This window comes from Pseudomonas sp. zfem002 (assembly GCF_032621685.1).
Classification (GTDB): domain Bacteria; phylum Pseudomonadota; class Gammaproteobacteria; order Pseudomonadales; family Pseudomonadaceae; genus Aquipseudomonas; species Aquipseudomonas japonica.
Genome location: NZ_JAVYJH010000037.1, coordinates 16,279 through 33,150 on the forward strand (window position 1 = coordinate 16,279; position 16,872 = coordinate 33,150).

The following is a 16,872-nucleotide window of genomic DNA, read 5'->3' on the forward strand; positions in this document are numbered from 1 at the left end:
AGAATCCGCCCCCTTTGCCAGCCATGACGAGGAAACCGCGGTGCAGCCACAACAGGGCTTCGTCCTGACCCGCCACTGGCGGGACACGCCACAGGGCACCGAGGTGGAGTTCTGGCTGGCGACCGACAGCGGCCCGCGCCGGGTGCGCCTGCCGCCGCAGACCTCGGTGGCCTTCGTTCCCGCGCAGTACGAGGCGCGTGCCCGCGACCTGCTGCGCGGCGAGCGCGATGTGGAGCTGCGCCCGCTGGCCCTGCGCGATTTCAACCAGGCGCCGGTGCTCGGCCTGTACTGCCGGCAGCAGCGCCAGTTGATCCAGTTGGACAAGCGCCTGCGTGGCGCCGGTATCGAAGTGCTGGAAGCCGATATCCGTCCGCCGGAGCGCTACCTGATGGAGCGCTTCATCACCGCGCCGGTGGCCTTCAGCGGGCACACGGACGAGCACGGCGTGTGCACCGAGGCCCAGCTGAAAGCGGCCGGCGACTACCGGCCGCGACTGAAACTGGTGTCGCTGGACATCGAGACCAGCGAGCACGGCGAGCTGTATTCCATCGCCCTGGAAGGCTGCGGCCAGCGCCAGGTGTTCATGCTCGGCCCGGCCAATGGCGACGCCAGCGGGATCGATTTCGGCCTGGTCTGGTGCGCCAGTCGCGGCGAACTGCTGCAGTGCCTCAACGCCTGGCTGGCAGCACACGACCCGGACGCGATCATCGGCTGGAACCTGGTGCAGTTCGACCTGCGCGTGCTGCATGAACACAGCCAGCGCCTGAAGGTGCCGCTGCTGCTGGGGCGTGACGCGCAACCCATGGAGTGGCGCGAGCACGGCAGCCGCACGCACTTCTTCGCCGGCGCCGCCGGGCGCCTGATCATCGATGGCATCGAGGCGTTGCGCTCGGCCACCTGGAGTTTCCCCTCGTTCAGCCTGGAATACGTGGCGCAGACCCTGCTCGGCGAGGGCAAGGCGATCGACACGCCGTACCAGCGCATGGACGAGATCAACCGCATGTTCGCCGAGGACCGCCCGGCACTGGCGCGCTACAACCTCAAGGACTGCGAGCTGGTCACACGGATCTTCGCGCAGACCCGGCTGATGGACTTTCTCCTGGAACGGGCCACGGTCACCGGCCTGCCGGCCGACCGCAGCGGCGGTTCGGTGGCGGCGTTCTGTCACCTGTATATCCCGGCGATGCACCGCCTCGGCTTCGTCGCGCCGAACCTCGGCGGGCGCGAGGGCGAGGCCAGTCCCGGCGGCTTCGTCATGGATTCGCGGCCGGGGCTGTACGAATCGGTGCTGGTCCTGGACTACAAGAGCCTGTACCCGTCGATCATCCGCTCGTTCCTGATCGACCCGGTGGGCCTGGTCGAGGGCCTGCGCGAGCCGGACGACGCGCATTCGGTGGCGGGCTTTCGCCAGGCGCGCTTCTCGCGCACCCGGCACTGCTTGCCGGCCATCGTCGAGCGGGTCTGGCAGAACCGCGAGGCGGCCAAGCGCGAGGGCAACGCGCCGCTGTCCCAGGCCCTGAAAATCATCATGAACGCCTTCTACGGTGTCCTCGGTTCCAGTGGCTGTCGCTTCTTCGACCCGCGCCTGGCCTCGTCCATCACCCTGCGCGGGCACCAGATCATGCAGCAGACCCGGCAGTTGATCGAAGCGCGTGGCTACACGGTGATCTATGGCGACACCGACTCCACCTTCGTCTGGCTCAAGCAGGCGCACCGGCCGGAGGACGCCGACCGCATCGGCCGCGAGCTGGTGGACGGGGTCAACCAGTGGTGGCGCGAGCACCTGCACGATGTCCACGGCCTGGACAGTGCCCTGGAGCTGCAGTACGAGACCCACTACCTGCGCTTTCTGATGCCGACCATTCGCGGCGCCGAGGAGGGCAGCAAGAAACGTTATGCCGGCCTGGTCCGGCGCGCCGACGGCAGCGAGGAGATGGTCTACAAGGGCCTGGAAAGCGTGCGCACCGACTGGTCGCCGCTGGCCCGGGAGTTCCAGCAGGCGCTGTACCGGCGGATCTTCCTGCGCGAGCCGTACCGCGAGTTCGTCCGCGACTATGTGCAGCGCACCCTGGGCGGCGAACTGGACGAACTGCTGGTGTACCGCAAGCGCCTGCGCCGGCCGCTTGGCGACTACCAGCGCAACGTCCCGCCGCATGTCCGCGCCGCCCGCCTGGCGGACGAGTACAACGACAGCCTGGGGCGGCCGCGGCAGTACCAGCGCGGTGGCTGGATCAGCTACGTGATCACCACCAGCGGGCCGGAACCGCTGGAGAACCGGCGCAGCCCGATCGACTACGAGCATTACCTGAGCAAGCAGTTGCAGCCGGTGGCGGATGCCATCCTGCCGTTCGTGGGGGATGACTTCCGCGGCCTGGTCGATCGGCAGATGGGCCTGTTCTAGCCCGGGATGGCGGCCGGCAGGCGCGCAAGTCTCAGCTAACCTTGGAACTGTTCGTCGATGGCGGGCCTCGAACCTGCGGGGCCGTCATCGAGCCTGCGGCCTTGCGTGCAACCAGGGGCAGGCAGTCGGTCCATCGGCCAGGAAACTCACGCCAATCACGTCGGGGCTCGCCTCGTGGGAGAAGAGATGAATATCGGGATCAAATGGAGAGGCGCGCTGACCGGCCTCGCGCTGGCCTGCAGCTTCGCCAGTGTCCAGGCCGCCGAGCCGAAGAAGGTCGATGTGCTGCTGGTGGGCGGCGGGATCATGAGTTCGACCCTGGCCATCTGGCTCAACGAACTGGAGCCCGGCTGGTCGATGGAGATGGTCGAGCGCCTGGACAAGGTCGCCGAGGAAAGCTCCAACGGCTGGAACAACGCCGGCACCGGCCATTCGGCCCTGGCCGAGCTGAACTACACCCCGGAGAAGGACGGCAAGATCGATATCACCAAGGCGGTGGAGATCAACGAGTCGTTCCAGATCACCCGGCAGTTCCTCGCCTGGCAGGTCAAGAGCGGGGTGCTGAAGAACCCGCGTTCGTTCATCAACAGCACGCCGCACATGAGCTTCGTCTGGGGCGACGACAATATCCGCTTCCTGAAGAAACGCTACGAGGCGCTGCAGGCCAGCCCGCTGTTCCGGCCGATGCAGTACTCCGAGGACCACGAGCAGATCCGCAAGTGGGTGCCGCTGATGATGGAAGGCCGCGATCCGCAGCAGAAACTGGCGGTGACCTGGACCCCGATCGGCACCGACGTCAACTTCGGCGAGATCACCCGGCAGTACGTGGGCTACCTGCAACAGCAGCAGAACTTCAGCCTCAAGCTCAACAGCGAAGTCGAGGACATCACCCGCAACGCCGACGGCTCCTGGCGTGTCGAATACAAGAACCTCAAGGACGGCAGCAAGAACACCACCGATACCAAGTTCCTGTTCATCGGTGCCGGTGGCGCGGCGCTGCCGTTGCTGCAGAAGTCCGGCATTCCTGAAGCCAAGGACTACGCGGGCTTCCCGGTGGGCGGCTCGTTCCTGGTCACCGACAACCAGGACATCGCCCTCAAGCACATGGCCAAGGCCTACGGCATCGCCTCCACCGGTGCGCCGCCGATGTCGGTGCCGCACCTGGACACCCGGGTGCTGGACGGCAAGCGGGTGATCCTGTTCGGGCCGTTCGCCACCTTCTCCACCAAGTTCCTCAAGGAAGGCTCGCTGCTCGACCTGTTCGCCAGCATGTCGGTGCACAACGTCTGGCCGATGACCCGGGTCGGGGTACGTGAGTTCGACCTGGTGAAATACCTGATCGGCCAGTTGATGCAGAGCGACGACGACCGTTTCGCCGCGCTGCAGACCTACTTCCCGCATGCGAAGAAGGAAGACTGGCGCCTGTGGCAGGCTGGCCAGCGGGTGCAGATCATCAAGAAGGACGAGCAACTGGGCGGTGTGCTCAAGCTTGGTACCGAAGTGGTGACGTCCAGGGATGGCAGCATCGCCGGCTTGCTCGGCGCCTCGCCGGGCGCCTCGACCGCGCCGCCGATCATGCTCGACCTGATGGGCAAGGTATTCAAGGACCGCCTGGCGTCCTCGGCCTGGCAGGAGAAGGTCAAGCAGATCATTCCAAGCTACGGCACCCGCCTCAACGACGACCCGGCGGCGGTCGAGCGGGAGTGGGCCTATACCAGCGAGGTGCTGCAGTTGGCCCAGGCGCCGGGCAATCAGGGGAATATCGATGCGGTCGGGCAGTAAGGGGGGGCTTGCTGGGCCTCAAGGGCCTCATCGCGGGCTTGCCTGCGATGAGCATGGGTATCTACACAACTTTGACGGTCTGGCGGGGAAGCGCATGAAGGCCGCCAGGTGCCCGTCTTGAGTCTTGCAGCGCCCTCCAGATCGAGCGCCGCCCGCGCGGCGCATCGCGGATGAATCCGCTCCCACATTTGTTGCAACGTGCCATGGCCTGTTGGATTTGGGTTGTCAGCCTTTGTTTTTTCGGCGATGTATCGCGGGGAGGCTGTTGGGCACGACTCGGTATCGAGTCGAACCAACAAGGCGGTCAACCATGGCCTGACAGACATAGGTACGTTGCAACAAATGTGGGAGCGGATTCATCCGCGATGCGCCGCGCGGGCGGCGCTCGATCTTGAGGGCACTGCAAGGCTCAAGCCAGGCACCTGGCAGCATCTGATCGCGTTCACGCCACGCTGGTGACGACCCGGTTATCGCGAGGCAACAGCAGCAACAACAGCAACACCACCGCGCTGACGCCCGCCAGCAGCACCATGGTCCCGTGATACCCCGGCAACAACGCACCGCCAACCTGCTGGAACAGCGCCGCCGTCAGCGCCAGGCCCAGGGCACCGGCGAGATTGTGCAGGGTCCACGACATGCCCATGGCCACGCCGGCGTCCGCGGTCGACACCGCGCCGATCGCCGCCACGGTGGACGGTCCGAGGATGCAGGCCCAGCCGGCGCCCATCAGGGCGAAGGCGGCGATCACCAGCGTCCATGAACTGAAACCCTGGAAATTGGCCTGCAACAGGGCCGAGGCCGTCAACAGGGCGAAGCCTGCCAGCAGCACCGGGCGGGTGCCGTGGCGGTCCGCCCAGCGTCCGGCCCAGGGCGAGAGCAGGGCCAGCACCGCGGTGGTCGGCAGCAGCAACAGACCGACGCTGGCGCTGCCGAGCCCGCGCACCTCCTGCAGATACAGTGGCATCAGGAGAAACGCCGGGCAGTAGAAAAAGGCCAGCCCGCCTGTCGCCAGGCAGGCGCCGGTGAAGGCCGGCCTGGCCAGAAAGTCGAAACGCAGCAAGGGCGCCGCGACCCGGCGCTCGACCCACAGCAGAAGGCCCGAAAGCACCAGCGCCAGAGCCAGCACAGCCAGGGCCAGCGGCGACGCCCAGCCCCAGCTGCCGCCTTGCACCAGCAGCAGGACCCACAGCGGCAGAGTCAGGCCGAGCAGGGCCAGGCCGGGCAGGTCGAGGCGCTGGACGGGGCATTCGGCGGCGGATTCGCGCACATGTCGCCAGCACAGCAGCAGGCCGAGGGCGATCAGCGGCACATTGAGCAGGAACACCCAGCGCCAGCCCAGACTCGCCACCAGCAGGCCGCCGGCCACCGGGCCGATGGCCAGGCCCAGGCCGTTGGCGCTGAACAGCAGGCCGATGGCGCGGCCGCGCCGGGCCTCGTCGAAGGCGTTGCCGACGATGGCCGTGGAGGCGGTGTACAGCACCGCGCAGGACAGTCCCTGGATCACCCGCCAGAACACCAGCGCCGCGAGGCTGTGGCTCAAGCCGGCGGCCAGCGAGGCGAGGCCGAACAGCGCCATGGCGATCAGCATCACCCGCCGCCGGCCGAACAGATCGGCCAGGCGCCCGGCGCTGACCATGAACGCGGACAGGGCCATGACGAAGACCGTGATCAGCCACTGCGCCTGGTCCAGGGCGATGCCCAGCTCGCCGCTGAGGGCGGGCAGGGCGGTGTTGACGATGGTGAAGTCGATGCAGCCGAGAAAACTGGCGATGGCGACCCCGGTCAGGGCCAGCCAGGGGTTGGGGCGGGAAGCGGACATCCGGAGCAATCCTGTGCGGTCGAAAGCGGTCCGTGCGGGGACGGGTGGGCTGACGATAGGGGGGCGTGGGGCGGCTGTGAAAGATTTTTCCGGTCTAAGCTAATGATGTTTTTGTGCATGTTTTTTGTTGTTTGTTATCAGTTTTTGGAATGTTGCGAGGAGGGCTTGTCTTGAGGTTTGTGGTGCCCGGGTGGTGCATGACGACACCCTTCTGGCGCCCTTGAGATCGAGCGCCGCCCGCGCGGCGCTCGATCTTGAGGACACAGATAACCTTCCGGCATGCGCCTGGCCGCCATGACCCACCATCCCGCCAGCCCCCCAACAAAAAACCAAAACCCCCAAAACCTACAAACTAACCACCCGCCCCCCCTCATCCTCCGCTACCAACCGCCCCGGCATATCCTCCAGCAACCGCCGCGTATACGCGCTCGCCGGCCGCTCGAACACCTGTTCGGTCGGCCCGGCCTCCACCAGCCGGCCCTGGCTCATCACCAGCACCTGGTCACTGATCCCGCGCACCGTGGCCAGGTCATGGGAGATGAACAGGTAGGTCAGCCCCAGGTCCTTCTGCAACTGCTGCAACAGATCCAGCACCTGCGCCTGCACCGGTGCATCCAGCGCCGACAGCGGCTCATCCAGCACCAGCAGCTCCGGCTCCAGCGCCAGCGCACGGGCAATCGCGACGCGCTGGCGCTGGCCGCCGGACAGCTGCGCCGGGCGCCGCTCCAGCAGGTCGGCAGGCAAGCCGACCCGCTCGAGCAACGCCAGCACCCGCCGGCGATCATCGCGCCGCTCGCCAACGGCGAAGGCCCGCAGCGGTTCGCTGACGATGCTCAGCACGTCATGCCGCGGATCGAGGGCGGCATAGGGATTCTGATAGACCAGCTGCACCCGCCGCCGATAACCGTGCAAGGCGCGGCGCCCCGCGCCGAGGACCTCCATGCCGTCGAAACGCACGCTGCCGGCACTGGCCTGCTCCAGGGCGAGGATGATCCGCGCCGTGGTCGACTTGCCCGAACCCGACTCACCCACCAGGCTGGTGGTGGTGCCCCGTTGCAGGCTGAAGCTGACGTCCTCGACCGCCGCCGGCCCCTTGCGCGCGAAACGCCGGTTCAGGCTGGTCACTTGCAGCAAAGGGGCATCCCGGTTTGGCGGCGGTGTGCCGCGGCGCTGCTGCAAACGCGCCAGCGGCGAGGCCTGCAACAGTTGCCGGGTATAGGGATGCCGCGGCGCATGCCACAACTGCGCCGGGGTGCCGCTTTCCAGCAGGCGGCCATGGCGCATGACCAGGATGCGATCGGCACGGTCCAGAGCCACTGCCAGGTCATGGGTGATCAGCAGCAGGCTGCTGCCGCGCTCGCGCACCAGCTGTTGCAGGCGATCGAGAATCTGCCGCTGCACGCTGACGTCGAGGGCGCTGGTGGGTTCGTCGGCGATCAGCAGCGGCGGGTCGTTGGCCAGGGCGATGGCGATCAGCACGCGCTGGCACATGCCCCCGGACAATTGATGGGGATAGCGCCCGAGCAACTGCTCCGGCGCCTTCAGCCCCACCTCGCGCAGCAGCGCCAGGGTCCGCGCACGGGCGTCGGCCAGGGCGATGCCATGCACGCGCATGGCTTCGACGACCTGCTCGCCGATGGTCTTCACCGGGTCCAGCGAGGTGCCCGGATCCTGCGGCACGAAGCCCACCAGGCGACCCCGGCGCTGGCGCCACTGGCGCTCGTCGAGCTGCTCCAGGGCCTGGCCGTCGAGCCACAGCTGGCCTTGCTGGCGCGCGCTGGCGGGCAGTAGCCCGGCCAGGGCGGCGGCGGTGGTGGACTTGCCCGAGCCGGACTCGCCGACCAGGCAGACGATTTCGCCGGCAGCGATGTCCAGGTCCAGCGCCTGCACGGCAGGCTGCGCCGCACCCGGGTAGTGCACGCCGAACTGGCGGATGCGTACCAGAGGCTCACTCATGGCTGTTCTCCCTGAAGGCGTTGCAGGCCACGGGCCAGTTGCTGGGTGGCGAGGACCAGGCCGGCCACCACCAGGCCCGGCAGGGTGGTGTACCACCAGGCGACCACCAGGTAATTGCGCCCTTCGGCGATCAGCAGGCCCCATTCCGGTTGCGGCGGCGGTGCGCCGAAGCCGAGAAAGCTCAGCGCCGACACCGCCAGCACGGCGCTGGCGAATTCCAGCGCGGCCAGGGCCAGCAGCGGCCCGCTGGCGTGGGGCAGGACATGCCGGCAGAGGTTGCTCCACGAGCCGACCCCCACCACCCGCGCCGCTTCGACGAAGACCCGGCTGCGCCAGCGCAGCACCTCGCCACGGGCCAGGCGGGCGAATATCGCCACCGACGACAGGCCCACCGCCAGGGCAATCTCCACGGTGCCGAAGCCCAGGGCGGTGACGATGGCCATGGCCAGCAGCAGCGCGGGGATCGCCATCAGCACTTCCACCAGCACCGCCAGCACGCGGTCGGCGACGCCGCCGAACCAGCCGGCGATACCGCCGAGCAGGCTGCCGACCACCAGGGCGATGAGCACGGCAAGCCCGGTGGCCTGCAACGACAGCGCCGCGCCATGCACGCAGCGGCTGTACAGGTCGCGACCGAGGTGATCGGTGCCGAACCAGTGCCGCGCCGACGGCGCCTGCAAGGTCTGGGTCGGGTCGGCCAGCAGCGGATCGACGTGGCTGAACAGCCCGGGCCACAAGGCCCAGCCCAGCAGAACGAGGAACAGGGTCAGGCTCAGCGCCACGGGAAACCCGGGCCAGAGCCGCGCGGGACGGGCCAGCGCGGTAATCGACTGCAGGGTCATGCCTGACCTCCCTGGCGCATGCGTGGATCGAGGCGTGGATAGATCAGATCCACCAGCAGGTTACTCAGCACATACAGCGCCGCGGCCAGCAGCACCACGCCCTGGACCACGGCGATGTCCTGGCTGGCCACGGCGGCCTGGGCCAGGCGGCCGACGCCGTCGCGGGAGAACACGGTCTCGGTGACCACCGCACCGGCCAGCAGGTTGCCGAGCAGGCTGCCGGTCAGGCTCAGGACCGGGATCGCTGCGTTGTGCAGGATATGCCGGCACAGCAGGCGCCAGGGCCCCACACCCTTGCTGCGCAGGGCCTGGACGAACGGCTGCTGGCTGACGCTGGCGATCGATCGGCCGAGCACCTGGGCGATCATCGCCGCGCAGGGCAGGGCCAGGGTCAGCGCCGGCAGGACCAGGCTGGCCAGGCCGTGCTCGCCCATCGCCGGCAGCCAGTGCAGGCGAAAGCTGAACAACTGCAGCAGGAGCAGCCCAACCCAGAAGGTCGGCAGCGACACCACCACGGCCGGGGCGTTGTGCAGCAGCGGCGAGCGCCAGTGATGAGCCAGCAGCGCCACCGCGATGCCCAGCGGCAGGGCGACCAGCAGCGCAGCCAGGGCCAGGGCCAGGGTCGCCGGCAGGGCAGCGGCCAGGGCCTGGGTCACCGGCTTGCCGGTCTGCAGCGAGATGCCGAGGTCGAGCTGCAGCGCCCGCCACAAGGCACCGCCGTACTGCTGCCAGAGGCTGCCGTCGAGGTGATAGCGAGCACGCAGCTCGGCGACCTTGGCCGGGTCGACCGCGCCGGGTTCGCCGCTCTGGGCCAGGAGGATCGCCACCGGATCGCCCGGCAGCGCGTAGAGAATGGCGAACGACAGGCTGAACGCCGCCCACAGGACCAGCGCGGCCTGGGCCGGGCGCCAGAGCAAGGTACGGGAGAAAGTGGTCATGGCTCAAAGGCTCCCGGGCTGCGCCAGCCAGGTGTCGTAGAACTGCAGGCGGGTCGAGGCTTCGTAGTGCAGGCCGCGCACCACATCGCGCATGGCGGTGACCGTGGCGGCCTCCACCAGCGGGATCACGTAGCCCTGATCGAGCAGTTCGGCGCTGGCCTGGGCGATCAGCGCGCCGCGTTTCTGCCCGTCGAGACTCGCCGCGGAATCCACCAGCACCTGGTCCAGCGCCGCCGGGCCGCGCACGTTGACGTTGCGTCCCGTGGAGAGGAACACCGTGCGCAGTACATCCGGGTCGGCGCGGGTCAGGTTGAAGAACCACAGGCCGTAGTCCAGCGAGGTCTGCTGCAGGATGACCTGGCCGATGGTGGATTTGTTCAGGCGCAGTTCGATGCCGACCTGGCGCAACTGCTGCTGCACCAGCTCCAGCACCGGGGTGGTGGCCTGCCAGTAGTCGAGGGTGAAGCTCAGGCGCTTGCCGTCGCGCTGGCGCCAGCCATCGGCGCCGCTGTGCCAGCCGGCCTGGTCGAGCAGGCGCGCGGCGCCTTGCGGGTCGTAGGCCAGGCGCGCGCTCAGGTCCTGGTAATACGGCGTGCTGCTGGCCAGCACCGAGGAGGCGGGTTTCTGGTAGCGCGAGATCACCCCCTGGAGTTGCTGGCGATCGATGGCCTTGTTCAGTGCCTGACGCACCGCCAGTTCGTCCAGCGGCGGCCGCGAGACATTCGGCGTGAGGTTGAAGACGATCCCGGGATTGGGCCGGTTGATCGCCGGCACACCCTGGGCGTCGAGCACGGCTTCGTCCTGCACCGGCACGCTGGTGTTCACCTCGATCTGCCCGGACAGCAGGCTGCCCAGGCGCACGCCCGACTCCGGCAGGATGTGGAATTCGATCGCATCCAGCCAGGCGCGGCCCTGGTGTCCGGCGAGGGACGACGGCCAGGCGTAGTCGCTGCGCGCCTGCAGCCTGACCTGCTTGTTGTGGGTGAAGCTGTCCACGGTGAACGGTCCGGAGCCGACCAGCGCACCCTGGCAGCGTTCTTCCGCGGAGCGCGCGAGGGTGGCCGGTGCCAGCAGGCCCAGGCTCATGGTCGAACTGGCCTGGAGAAACTGGGCGTTGGCCTGTTTGAAGGTGATGCGCACGCTGAGCGGGCCGGTCACCTGCACCGATTCCAGGCCGGCCAGGTAGGTGCCGGCCAGTTGGGCCAGGGCGCCGAGGGCGACGATGGCCTCGAAGTTGGCCTTGACCGCCGCCGCGTCCAGCACGCTGCCATCGCTGAAGGTCACGCCTTCGCGCAGGTGGAAGGTGAACTGCCGCGAGTCGTCGCTGATTTCCCAGCGTTCGGCCAGCCAGGGCACGATTTCGGCGCTCTGCGGGTCCTGGTCGGTGAGTGAGTCCACCAGTTGCCGGCCGACGTTCAGTGCGGTGTTGTTGCCGGCCTGTTGCGGGTCGATGCAGTTCGGGTCGCCGTCGAAGGCCACCCGCAGCACGCCGCCGTGCCGTGGCTGGGCCGGGGTGCCGGCGGTGTTCTGCTGCTCGGGGGTGCCGTCGCAGCCAGCGAGCGCCACGCTCAGGGCCAGGATTGCAAGGGGTCGAATCATGAATACTCCTTAGGCTCTGTACGAAATGCATCCGAGCTCGCCCATGCTGCGTTGAAAACGGGCTCGGAATGCTCATTTACTCCAGTAAACTCCGCTTCCTCGCCCGTTTTCGCCTTGCCTGGCCTTCGCTCGAATACATTTCGTACAGAGCCTAGAAAAACCGGTTGGCGCGGTAGGGCAGGCCGAGGTTTTCCCGCAGCGTGGTACCGGCGTACTCGCGCTGGAACAGGCCGCGGCGCTGCAGCTCCGGGACCACCCCGTCGACGAAGTCGTCGATGGCCGAATGCAGGCCGCTGAACATGATGTTGAAGCCATCGGCGGCACCGGCCTCGAACCAGGCCTGGAGGTCGTCGGCGATGCTCTGCGGCGTACCGATGAGGATGCGGTGGCCGCCGGAGGTGAGCTGGTTGAACAACTGGCGCACCGTCGGGCGCTCGCGGCGGATCAGGTCGAACACCAGTTGCTGCCGGCTCTGGTGGGTGTTGGTGGTGAAGGTGTCCGGGGGCAGCGGCACCACGTCGTCGAAGGGCAGTTCGGAGAGGTCGTAGCCGAGGCTGACGAACTTCGAGATCGAGCTGAGGAAGGCCTTGGGTTCCAGCAGCTCCTGCTGGCGGTCGTACTTGGCCTGGGCTTCGGCGAGGGTCTTGCCCACCACCGGGGATACGCCGGGGAGGATCTTCAGCTCGTTGGCCCCGCGGCCGAAACCGGCGGCGGCCTGCTTGGTTTCCTCATAGAAGGCCAGGCCCTGCGCGAGGGTGTGCTGGGCGGTGAAGATCAGCTCGCCGACCCGCGCCGCCAGGCGCTTGCCGGCCACCGAGGCCCCGGCCTGGGCCACTACCGGATGGCCCTGGGGCGAGCGCGCCACGTTGAGCGGGCCGCGTACCTGGAAGTGCTCGCCCTGGTGCGCGAGCACATGCAGCTTGTCGATATCCAGCCAGGTGCCGCTGGCCTTGTCCTGGACGAAGGCGTCGTCGGCCCAGCTGTCCCACAGGCCGCTGACCACGTCGTAGAACTCCTCGGCGCGGGCGTAGCGGTCATCGTGCTCGACGTGGTCCTGGCGGTTGAAGTTCTCGCCGCCGCCCAGGGAGGTGACCAGGTTCCAGCCGGCGCGGCCCCCGGTGAGCTGGTCCAGCGAGGCGTACTTGCGCGCCACGTTGTAGGGCTCGTTGTAGGTGGTGCTGGCGGTGGCGATCAGGCCGATATGGCGGGTGCTGGTGGCCAGCGCCGGGGCCAGGATCAGCGGGTCCCAGCGCACGCTGTTGGGGCCGCGCTGCAGGGCCAGGTCGAGCTTGACGTCGAGGGTGTCGTTGAAGAACAGCGAGTGGAAGCGCCCGGCTTCCAGCTTGCGCGCGATGTACTGGTAGTGCTCCAGGCTCCTGAAGGTGTCCAGCGGGGCTTCCGGCAGGCGCCAGGCGCTGCCGCTGAGGGTCCCGGGGATGAAGGCGCCGAGAATGAGCTGGCCTTGACTCATGATGCTGCTCCTGGCGCCCGCCGCTGACGGCGGGCGCGGTGGTCGGTGGGGTCAGAAGTTGTAGGCGATGCGCGTGTACCAGAAGCCGCCATAGGGGTCGAACGGCGAGATCGAGCCGAATTTCGGGAAGCCGTTGACGTCGCCGGCCGGGTAGCCGGCGTTGTCGGCACGCACGTCGAACAGGTTGTTGGCGCCCACGGCGATGTCGAAGTTGTCGGTCAGGGCATAGGCCACTTCCAGGTCGGTCAGCCACTTGGCGCCGAAGGTCACGTCGTAGTTGGGGTTGGCGTCGACCCAGGTGACCTTGTCGTAGCGGGTCAGCGCGGCATTGATGGTGAAGCGCTCGATCTGCCAGTTGGCGCTGAGGATCAGCTTGGTCTTCGGGTTGGCGACGGTGAGGTAGCTCTGGGCGACGCGGTCGAACAGTTCCAGCCTGTTGCCGGCGGCCTTGAGCGCGGCCGGGGTTTCCTTGATGTCGTCGATCTCGGTCTTGTTGTAGTTGGCGCCGATGCCGTACTTGACCTGGCCGAAGCGGCCGTAGTCGACCCGGTAGTCGGCCACCAGGTCGATGCCGCGGGTGGTGGTGTCGGCGGCATTGGTGAAGTACTTGATGCGGTAGCCGGGCTTGTAGCCGTTGGCGACCAGGGCCTGGTCGACGCCGTTGCCGTAGAGGAAGCCGGTGAGGGCGATGCGGTCGCGGATCTCGATCTGGTAGGCATCGAGGGTCACGCTGGCCTGGGGCAGCGGCTGCCAGGTCAGGCCGAGGCTGATGTTGCGCGATTTCTCCGGGGTCAGGTCCTCGGCGCCGAGGGCCCGGGCCAGGGCCGAGTCGACCCGCGCGGTCTTGGCTTCGACGAACTGCGAGACGCCGTTGACGGTGGTGTACTGGTTGGCGGTCTGGGCATACACCGACTGCGACAGCGACGGTGCGCGGAAGCCATTGCTGATGGTGCCGCGCAAGGCGAAGGCCGGGGTGAAGTCGTAGCGCGCGGTGAGCTTGCCGCTGCGCGTGTTGCCGCTGCTGTCGTCGTATTTTTCGAAGCGCGCGGCGGCGCCCAGGTAGAGTTTTTCCGTGGGGTTGAGGCCGACGTCGAGGTAGCTGGCGTAGCTGTTGCGGCTGGCCTGGCCGGCGTCTTCCGGGGTCAGGGTGATCGCGCCCTGGGCGCCCACCGAACCGGGTTGTCCGGCCAGCGGCCCGCGGGGGTAGATATAGCCACCGTTGATCCACGACAGCGGATCGTCCGACTCGGTCTTGTAGCGCTCGTGGCGGTGTTCCAGGCCCCAGGACACTTGCAGCGGCTTGCTCAGGCCGACCTCGAAGGCACGGGTCAGGTCGAGGTTGTTGGTCCACTGGTCGAAGTAGTTGGTGTAGGTGTCGAAACGGGTCGGGCTGGACGGGCCGAGGGAGGCGTTGAGGGTCTCGTCGGCACCGGCCTGGCCCTTGTCGCGGCCGAAGGTCGAGCTCAGGTCCCAGTGCCATTCGGCGATTTCGCCCTTGCCGCCGGCGGCCGCCTGGTAGTCGGTTTCTTCGAGGGTGTAGAACGGCGCGGTGCCGTCCGGGTAGATCTCGGGAATGATGTTGGTCGAGTTGGGCCGCCGGTAGTTCTGCCCGCCGCGGGCATCGCGCTTGCTGAAGGTGGAGAAGGAATACAGGGTCAGGTCGTCGCTGACCGGCAGTTCGGCGTTGTACGACAGGTTCAGCGCCTTGATCTTCGGCAGGCCGTTCTTCTGCACATGGCGGTCGGCCGTGGCGTTGCGTGGATCGCCGGCGAAGTACAGGTTGCCGGTGGCGTCTCGCGCGCGGGTGGCGGTCTGTACCGACTTGGCGTCCAGCGCATAGTTGAAGAAGCCGCCGCTGTCGCCCAGGGCCAGGCCCTGGTTGAGGGTCTGACGCAGGTTGCCGCCGTCGCCGTCCTCGTAGTATTCGCCGTACTGGGTGCTGACCGAGCCGCCGTTGTCGTGCTGCTTGAGGATGATGTTGATGACCCCGGCGATGGCGTCGGAGCCGTACTGCGCCGACGCACCGTCGCGCAGCACCTCGATATGGTCGATGGCGCTGATCGGGATCAGGTCCAGGTCCACCGGGTTGGTGCCGTAGGCGGCGGTGGTGTCGAGGTTGATCACTGCGCTGTTGTGCCGGCGCTTGCCGTTGACCAGTACCAGCACGTTGGAGCCGTTGAGGCCACGCAGGCTGTAGGGACGGGCGATGCTGTCGTTGGAGGTGCCGGAGGGACGCTGGGAGAACGACGGCAGGGTCTTCTGCAGGGCGCCGCGCAGGCTGGAGGCGCCGGTCTGTTCCAGTTGCTTGCTGTCGATCACGTCGATCGGTGCCGGGCTGGTGGTGACGGTACGCACTTCGCTGCCGCGCGAACCGGTGACGATCACCGTGCCCAGCGCGGTATCGTCGGCGGCCAGCGCCAGCGGGGTGAAGAGAAAGCCGGCGAGCAGCGCCGGGGCCATGGACAGCGGGGTAGATACGGACTTCATGACGGTTCCTGGGTGAGCGATTGGCAGTCAGGCCCTGGATGTGTGGTCGAACGGGCTCTCATTGGTGGTGGTGTTCAGCGTGTGCGGGCGCGGCCGGGCTCGGCGATAGTTTTGTGGTGTCCTTGAGATCGAGCGCCGCCCGCGCGGCGCTTCGCGACGGTTCGGCGCCCCGACAAGCTCGCTCCCACAGTCTGTTGCAACGCGCCATGGCCTGTGGGATTGGGGTTGTCAGCCTTTGTCTTACTGCGATGCATCGGGGGTAAGCTGTTGGGTTCGACTCGGTATCGAGTCGAACGCACAAGACGGTCAATGGCGGTCTATCAGACATAGGTTCGTTGCAACAAACTGTGAGAGCGAGCTTGTCGGGGCGCCGAACCGTCGCGAAGCGCCGTGCGGACGGCGCGCGATTTCATGAACGCTGCAAATCTCAAGGCAAGCCCCATAGCCATCACCCCTCAATCCAGCAGGTCGGGCTGTTGCGCGACGATGCGGTCCCATAAGGGCAGGAAGTTCAGCCAGCCGAACAGCTCGCGCTGGGCCGGGCTGAAGCTGTCCTCGCCGAGGTCGGGGATGCGTGGCTGGCCGGCGGCGAAGGCGAGCAGGTGAGCGCGGGCGGTGTCGTCCGCGAGGATGAAGCGCCAGGCGGCGCTTTCCACGGTCTGCCCGGTGACCCACAGGCCATGGTTCTGCCAGACCAGCAGGTTGTTCTGCGCGAAGGTCTCCACGAATGCCTGGGCCACCGCGTCGCGGTCCTGCAGCAGGCTGCCGTTGGCGTCGCGCAGGGCGTGGCGGTCGAACAGCACCTGCTCGCCGACGAAGGCGGAGGACTCGGCGGTGATCGGCTGGAACAGCTGGCCCAGGGACGACCAGACGCGGCCATGGAAGCCGTGCAGGTGGGCGATGCCGACCACCTCCGGGCGGGCCCGTTGCAGTTCGTAGTGCAGCTCCAGGGCGCTGGTGTTGAGCAGGCCGTCGCCTTCCACCACCTGGCCCTGGCCGTTGACCCGCAGCAGGTCGCTGCTGCGGATGCGCGAGAACGGCACGCCCAGCGGGTTGATCCAGTAGTGGTCGGTGTCGATTGGATCGCGGGCGGTGAAGTGCCCGGCCAGACCCACTTCGAAACCCAGTTCGGCGAACAGGCGATAGGACGCGGCGAGGCGCTGCTTGCGCTGCAGGCGTTCGGCGTGGAGGTCTTCGAGAACGGGTGGGGCGCTCAGTTTCAGGCGGTTGTTGTGGTTCGGCAGGCTGGCGATGCTATGGCTCATCACGGGTACTCGCAGGTGGGTCGAAAAGTGCGCCTCCACCGTGCGAGGGGTCGGGTCTGGAGGGACTGTAGCAAGGGGGGAGGGGCGGGAAGAAATACCGTTTCGATCTATTTTTATTATTATTTTTAAGAATAAAAAATCTTGTGGATATTTAAATATTGCATTTTTTGTGGGCGATTTTCGGTGGTGGGTGCCTGCCTTTCGCCTTGCAGCGCCCTTCAGATCGAGCGCCGCCCGCGCGGCGCATCGCGGATGAATCCGCTCCCACATTTGTTGCAACGTGCCATGGCCTGTGGGATTTGGGTTGTCAGC

Annotated in this window: 10 protein-coding genes; 2 read left to right on the top strand and 8 right to left on the bottom strand. The window is 67.4% G+C overall.

The features are described 5' to 3' along the window. Positions 1-40 precede the first annotated feature (40 nt). The gene (locus tag RTI28_RS28285) at positions 41-2,401 is read left to right on the top strand and encodes a DNA polymerase II (protein WP_316923570.1); all 2,361 of its coding nucleotides are present in this window, start codon (positions 41-43) and stop codon (positions 2,399-2,401) included. Between the two features lie 186 nt (positions 2,402-2,587). Continuing rightward, positions 2,588-4,183 (top strand): malate dehydrogenase (quinone), encoded by a 1,596-nt coding sequence (gene mqo / locus RTI28_RS28290; protein ID WP_316923548.1) that lies wholly within the window; start codon positions 2,588-2,590, stop codon positions 4,181-4,183. Between the two features lie 442 nt (positions 4,184-4,625). Here mqo and RTI28_RS28295 read toward each other — a convergent pair whose 3' ends face one another. From RTI28_RS28295 to RTI28_RS28330, 8 genes are all read right to left on the bottom strand, one after another. Then, positions 4,626-6,002, bottom strand: a complete 1,377-nt coding sequence (locus RTI28_RS28295; RefSeq protein WP_316923549.1) for an MFS transporter — start codon at positions 6,000-6,002, stop codon at positions 4,626-4,628. A 345-nt stretch (positions 6,003-6,347) separates the two neighbouring features. After that, positions 6,348-7,958, bottom strand: coding sequence for an ABC transporter ATP-binding protein (locus RTI28_RS28300; RefSeq protein ID WP_316923550.1), 1,611 nt, complete (start codon positions 7,956-7,958; stop codon positions 6,348-6,350). Next, positions 7,955-8,800, bottom strand: a complete 846-nt coding sequence (locus RTI28_RS28305; protein WP_316923551.1) for an ABC transporter permease — start codon at positions 8,798-8,800, stop codon at positions 7,955-7,957. The genes RTI28_RS28300 and RTI28_RS28305 overlap by 4 nt, the downstream gene beginning before the upstream one ends. Further along, positions 8,797-9,738 (bottom strand): ABC transporter permease, encoded by a 942-nt coding sequence (locus RTI28_RS28310; RefSeq protein WP_316923552.1) that lies wholly within the window; start codon positions 9,736-9,738, stop codon positions 8,797-8,799. The genes RTI28_RS28305 and RTI28_RS28310 overlap by 4 nt, the downstream gene beginning before the upstream one ends. A 3-nt stretch (positions 9,739-9,741) precedes the next feature. Further along, complete coding sequence (locus tag RTI28_RS28315; protein ID WP_316923553.1) at positions 9,742-11,337, bottom strand: ABC transporter substrate-binding protein; 1,596 nt, start codon at positions 11,335-11,337, stop codon at positions 9,742-9,744. A gap of 151 nt (positions 11,338-11,488) precedes the next feature. After that, entirely contained in the window at positions 11,489-12,808 is a 1,320-nt protein-coding gene (locus RTI28_RS28320) for an LLM class flavin-dependent oxidoreductase (RefSeq protein WP_316923554.1), read from the bottom strand. 51 nt (positions 12,809-12,859) lie between these two features. Next, a complete protein-coding gene (locus RTI28_RS28325; RefSeq protein ID WP_316923555.1) occupies positions 12,860-15,295 on the bottom strand; it encodes a TonB-dependent receptor in 2,436 nt (811 codons plus the stop codon). Between the two features lie 455 nt (positions 15,296-15,750). Beyond that, the gene (locus RTI28_RS28330; protein ID WP_316923556.1) at positions 15,751-16,560 is read right to left on the bottom strand and encodes a class II aldolase/adducin family protein; all 810 of its coding nucleotides are present in this window, start codon (positions 16,558-16,560) and stop codon (positions 15,751-15,753) included. Between the last annotated feature and the right edge of the window lie 312 nt (positions 16,561-16,872).

Bases quoted from the DNA above. Each gene is read 5' to 3' on its own strand.
- RTI28_RS28325 (WP_316923555.1), bottom strand. From the start codon at position 15,295: ATGAAGTCCGTATCTACCCCGCTGTCCATGGCCCCGGCGCTGCTCGCC.
- RTI28_RS28315 (WP_316923553.1), bottom strand. From the start codon at position 11,337: ATGATTCGACCCCTTGCAATCCTGGCCCTGAGCGTGGCGCTCGCTGGC.
- RTI28_RS28300 (WP_316923550.1), bottom strand. From the start codon at position 7,958: ATGAGTGAGCCTCTGGTACGCATCCGCCAGTTCGGCGTGCACTACCCG.
- RTI28_RS28305 (WP_316923551.1), bottom strand. From the start codon at position 8,800: ATGACCCTGCAGTCGATTACCGCGCTGGCCCGTCCCGCGCGGCTCTGG.
- RTI28_RS28295 (WP_316923549.1), bottom strand. From the start codon at position 6,002: ATGTCCGCTTCCCGCCCCAACCCCTGGCTGGCCCTGACCGGGGTCGCC.
- RTI28_RS28330 (WP_316923556.1), bottom strand. From the start codon at position 16,560: ATGAGCCATAGCATCGCCAGCCTGCCGAACCACAACAACCGCCTGAAA.
- RTI28_RS28310 (WP_316923552.1), bottom strand. From the start codon at position 9,738: ATGACCACTTTCTCCCGTACCTTGCTCTGGCGCCCGGCCCAGGCCGCG.
- mqo (WP_316923548.1), top strand. From the start codon at position 2,588: ATGAATATCGGGATCAAATGGAGAGGCGCGCTGACCGGCCTCGCGCTG.
- RTI28_RS28320 (WP_316923554.1), bottom strand. From the start codon at position 12,808: ATGAGTCAAGGCCAGCTCATTCTCGGCGCCTTCATCCCCGGGACCCTC.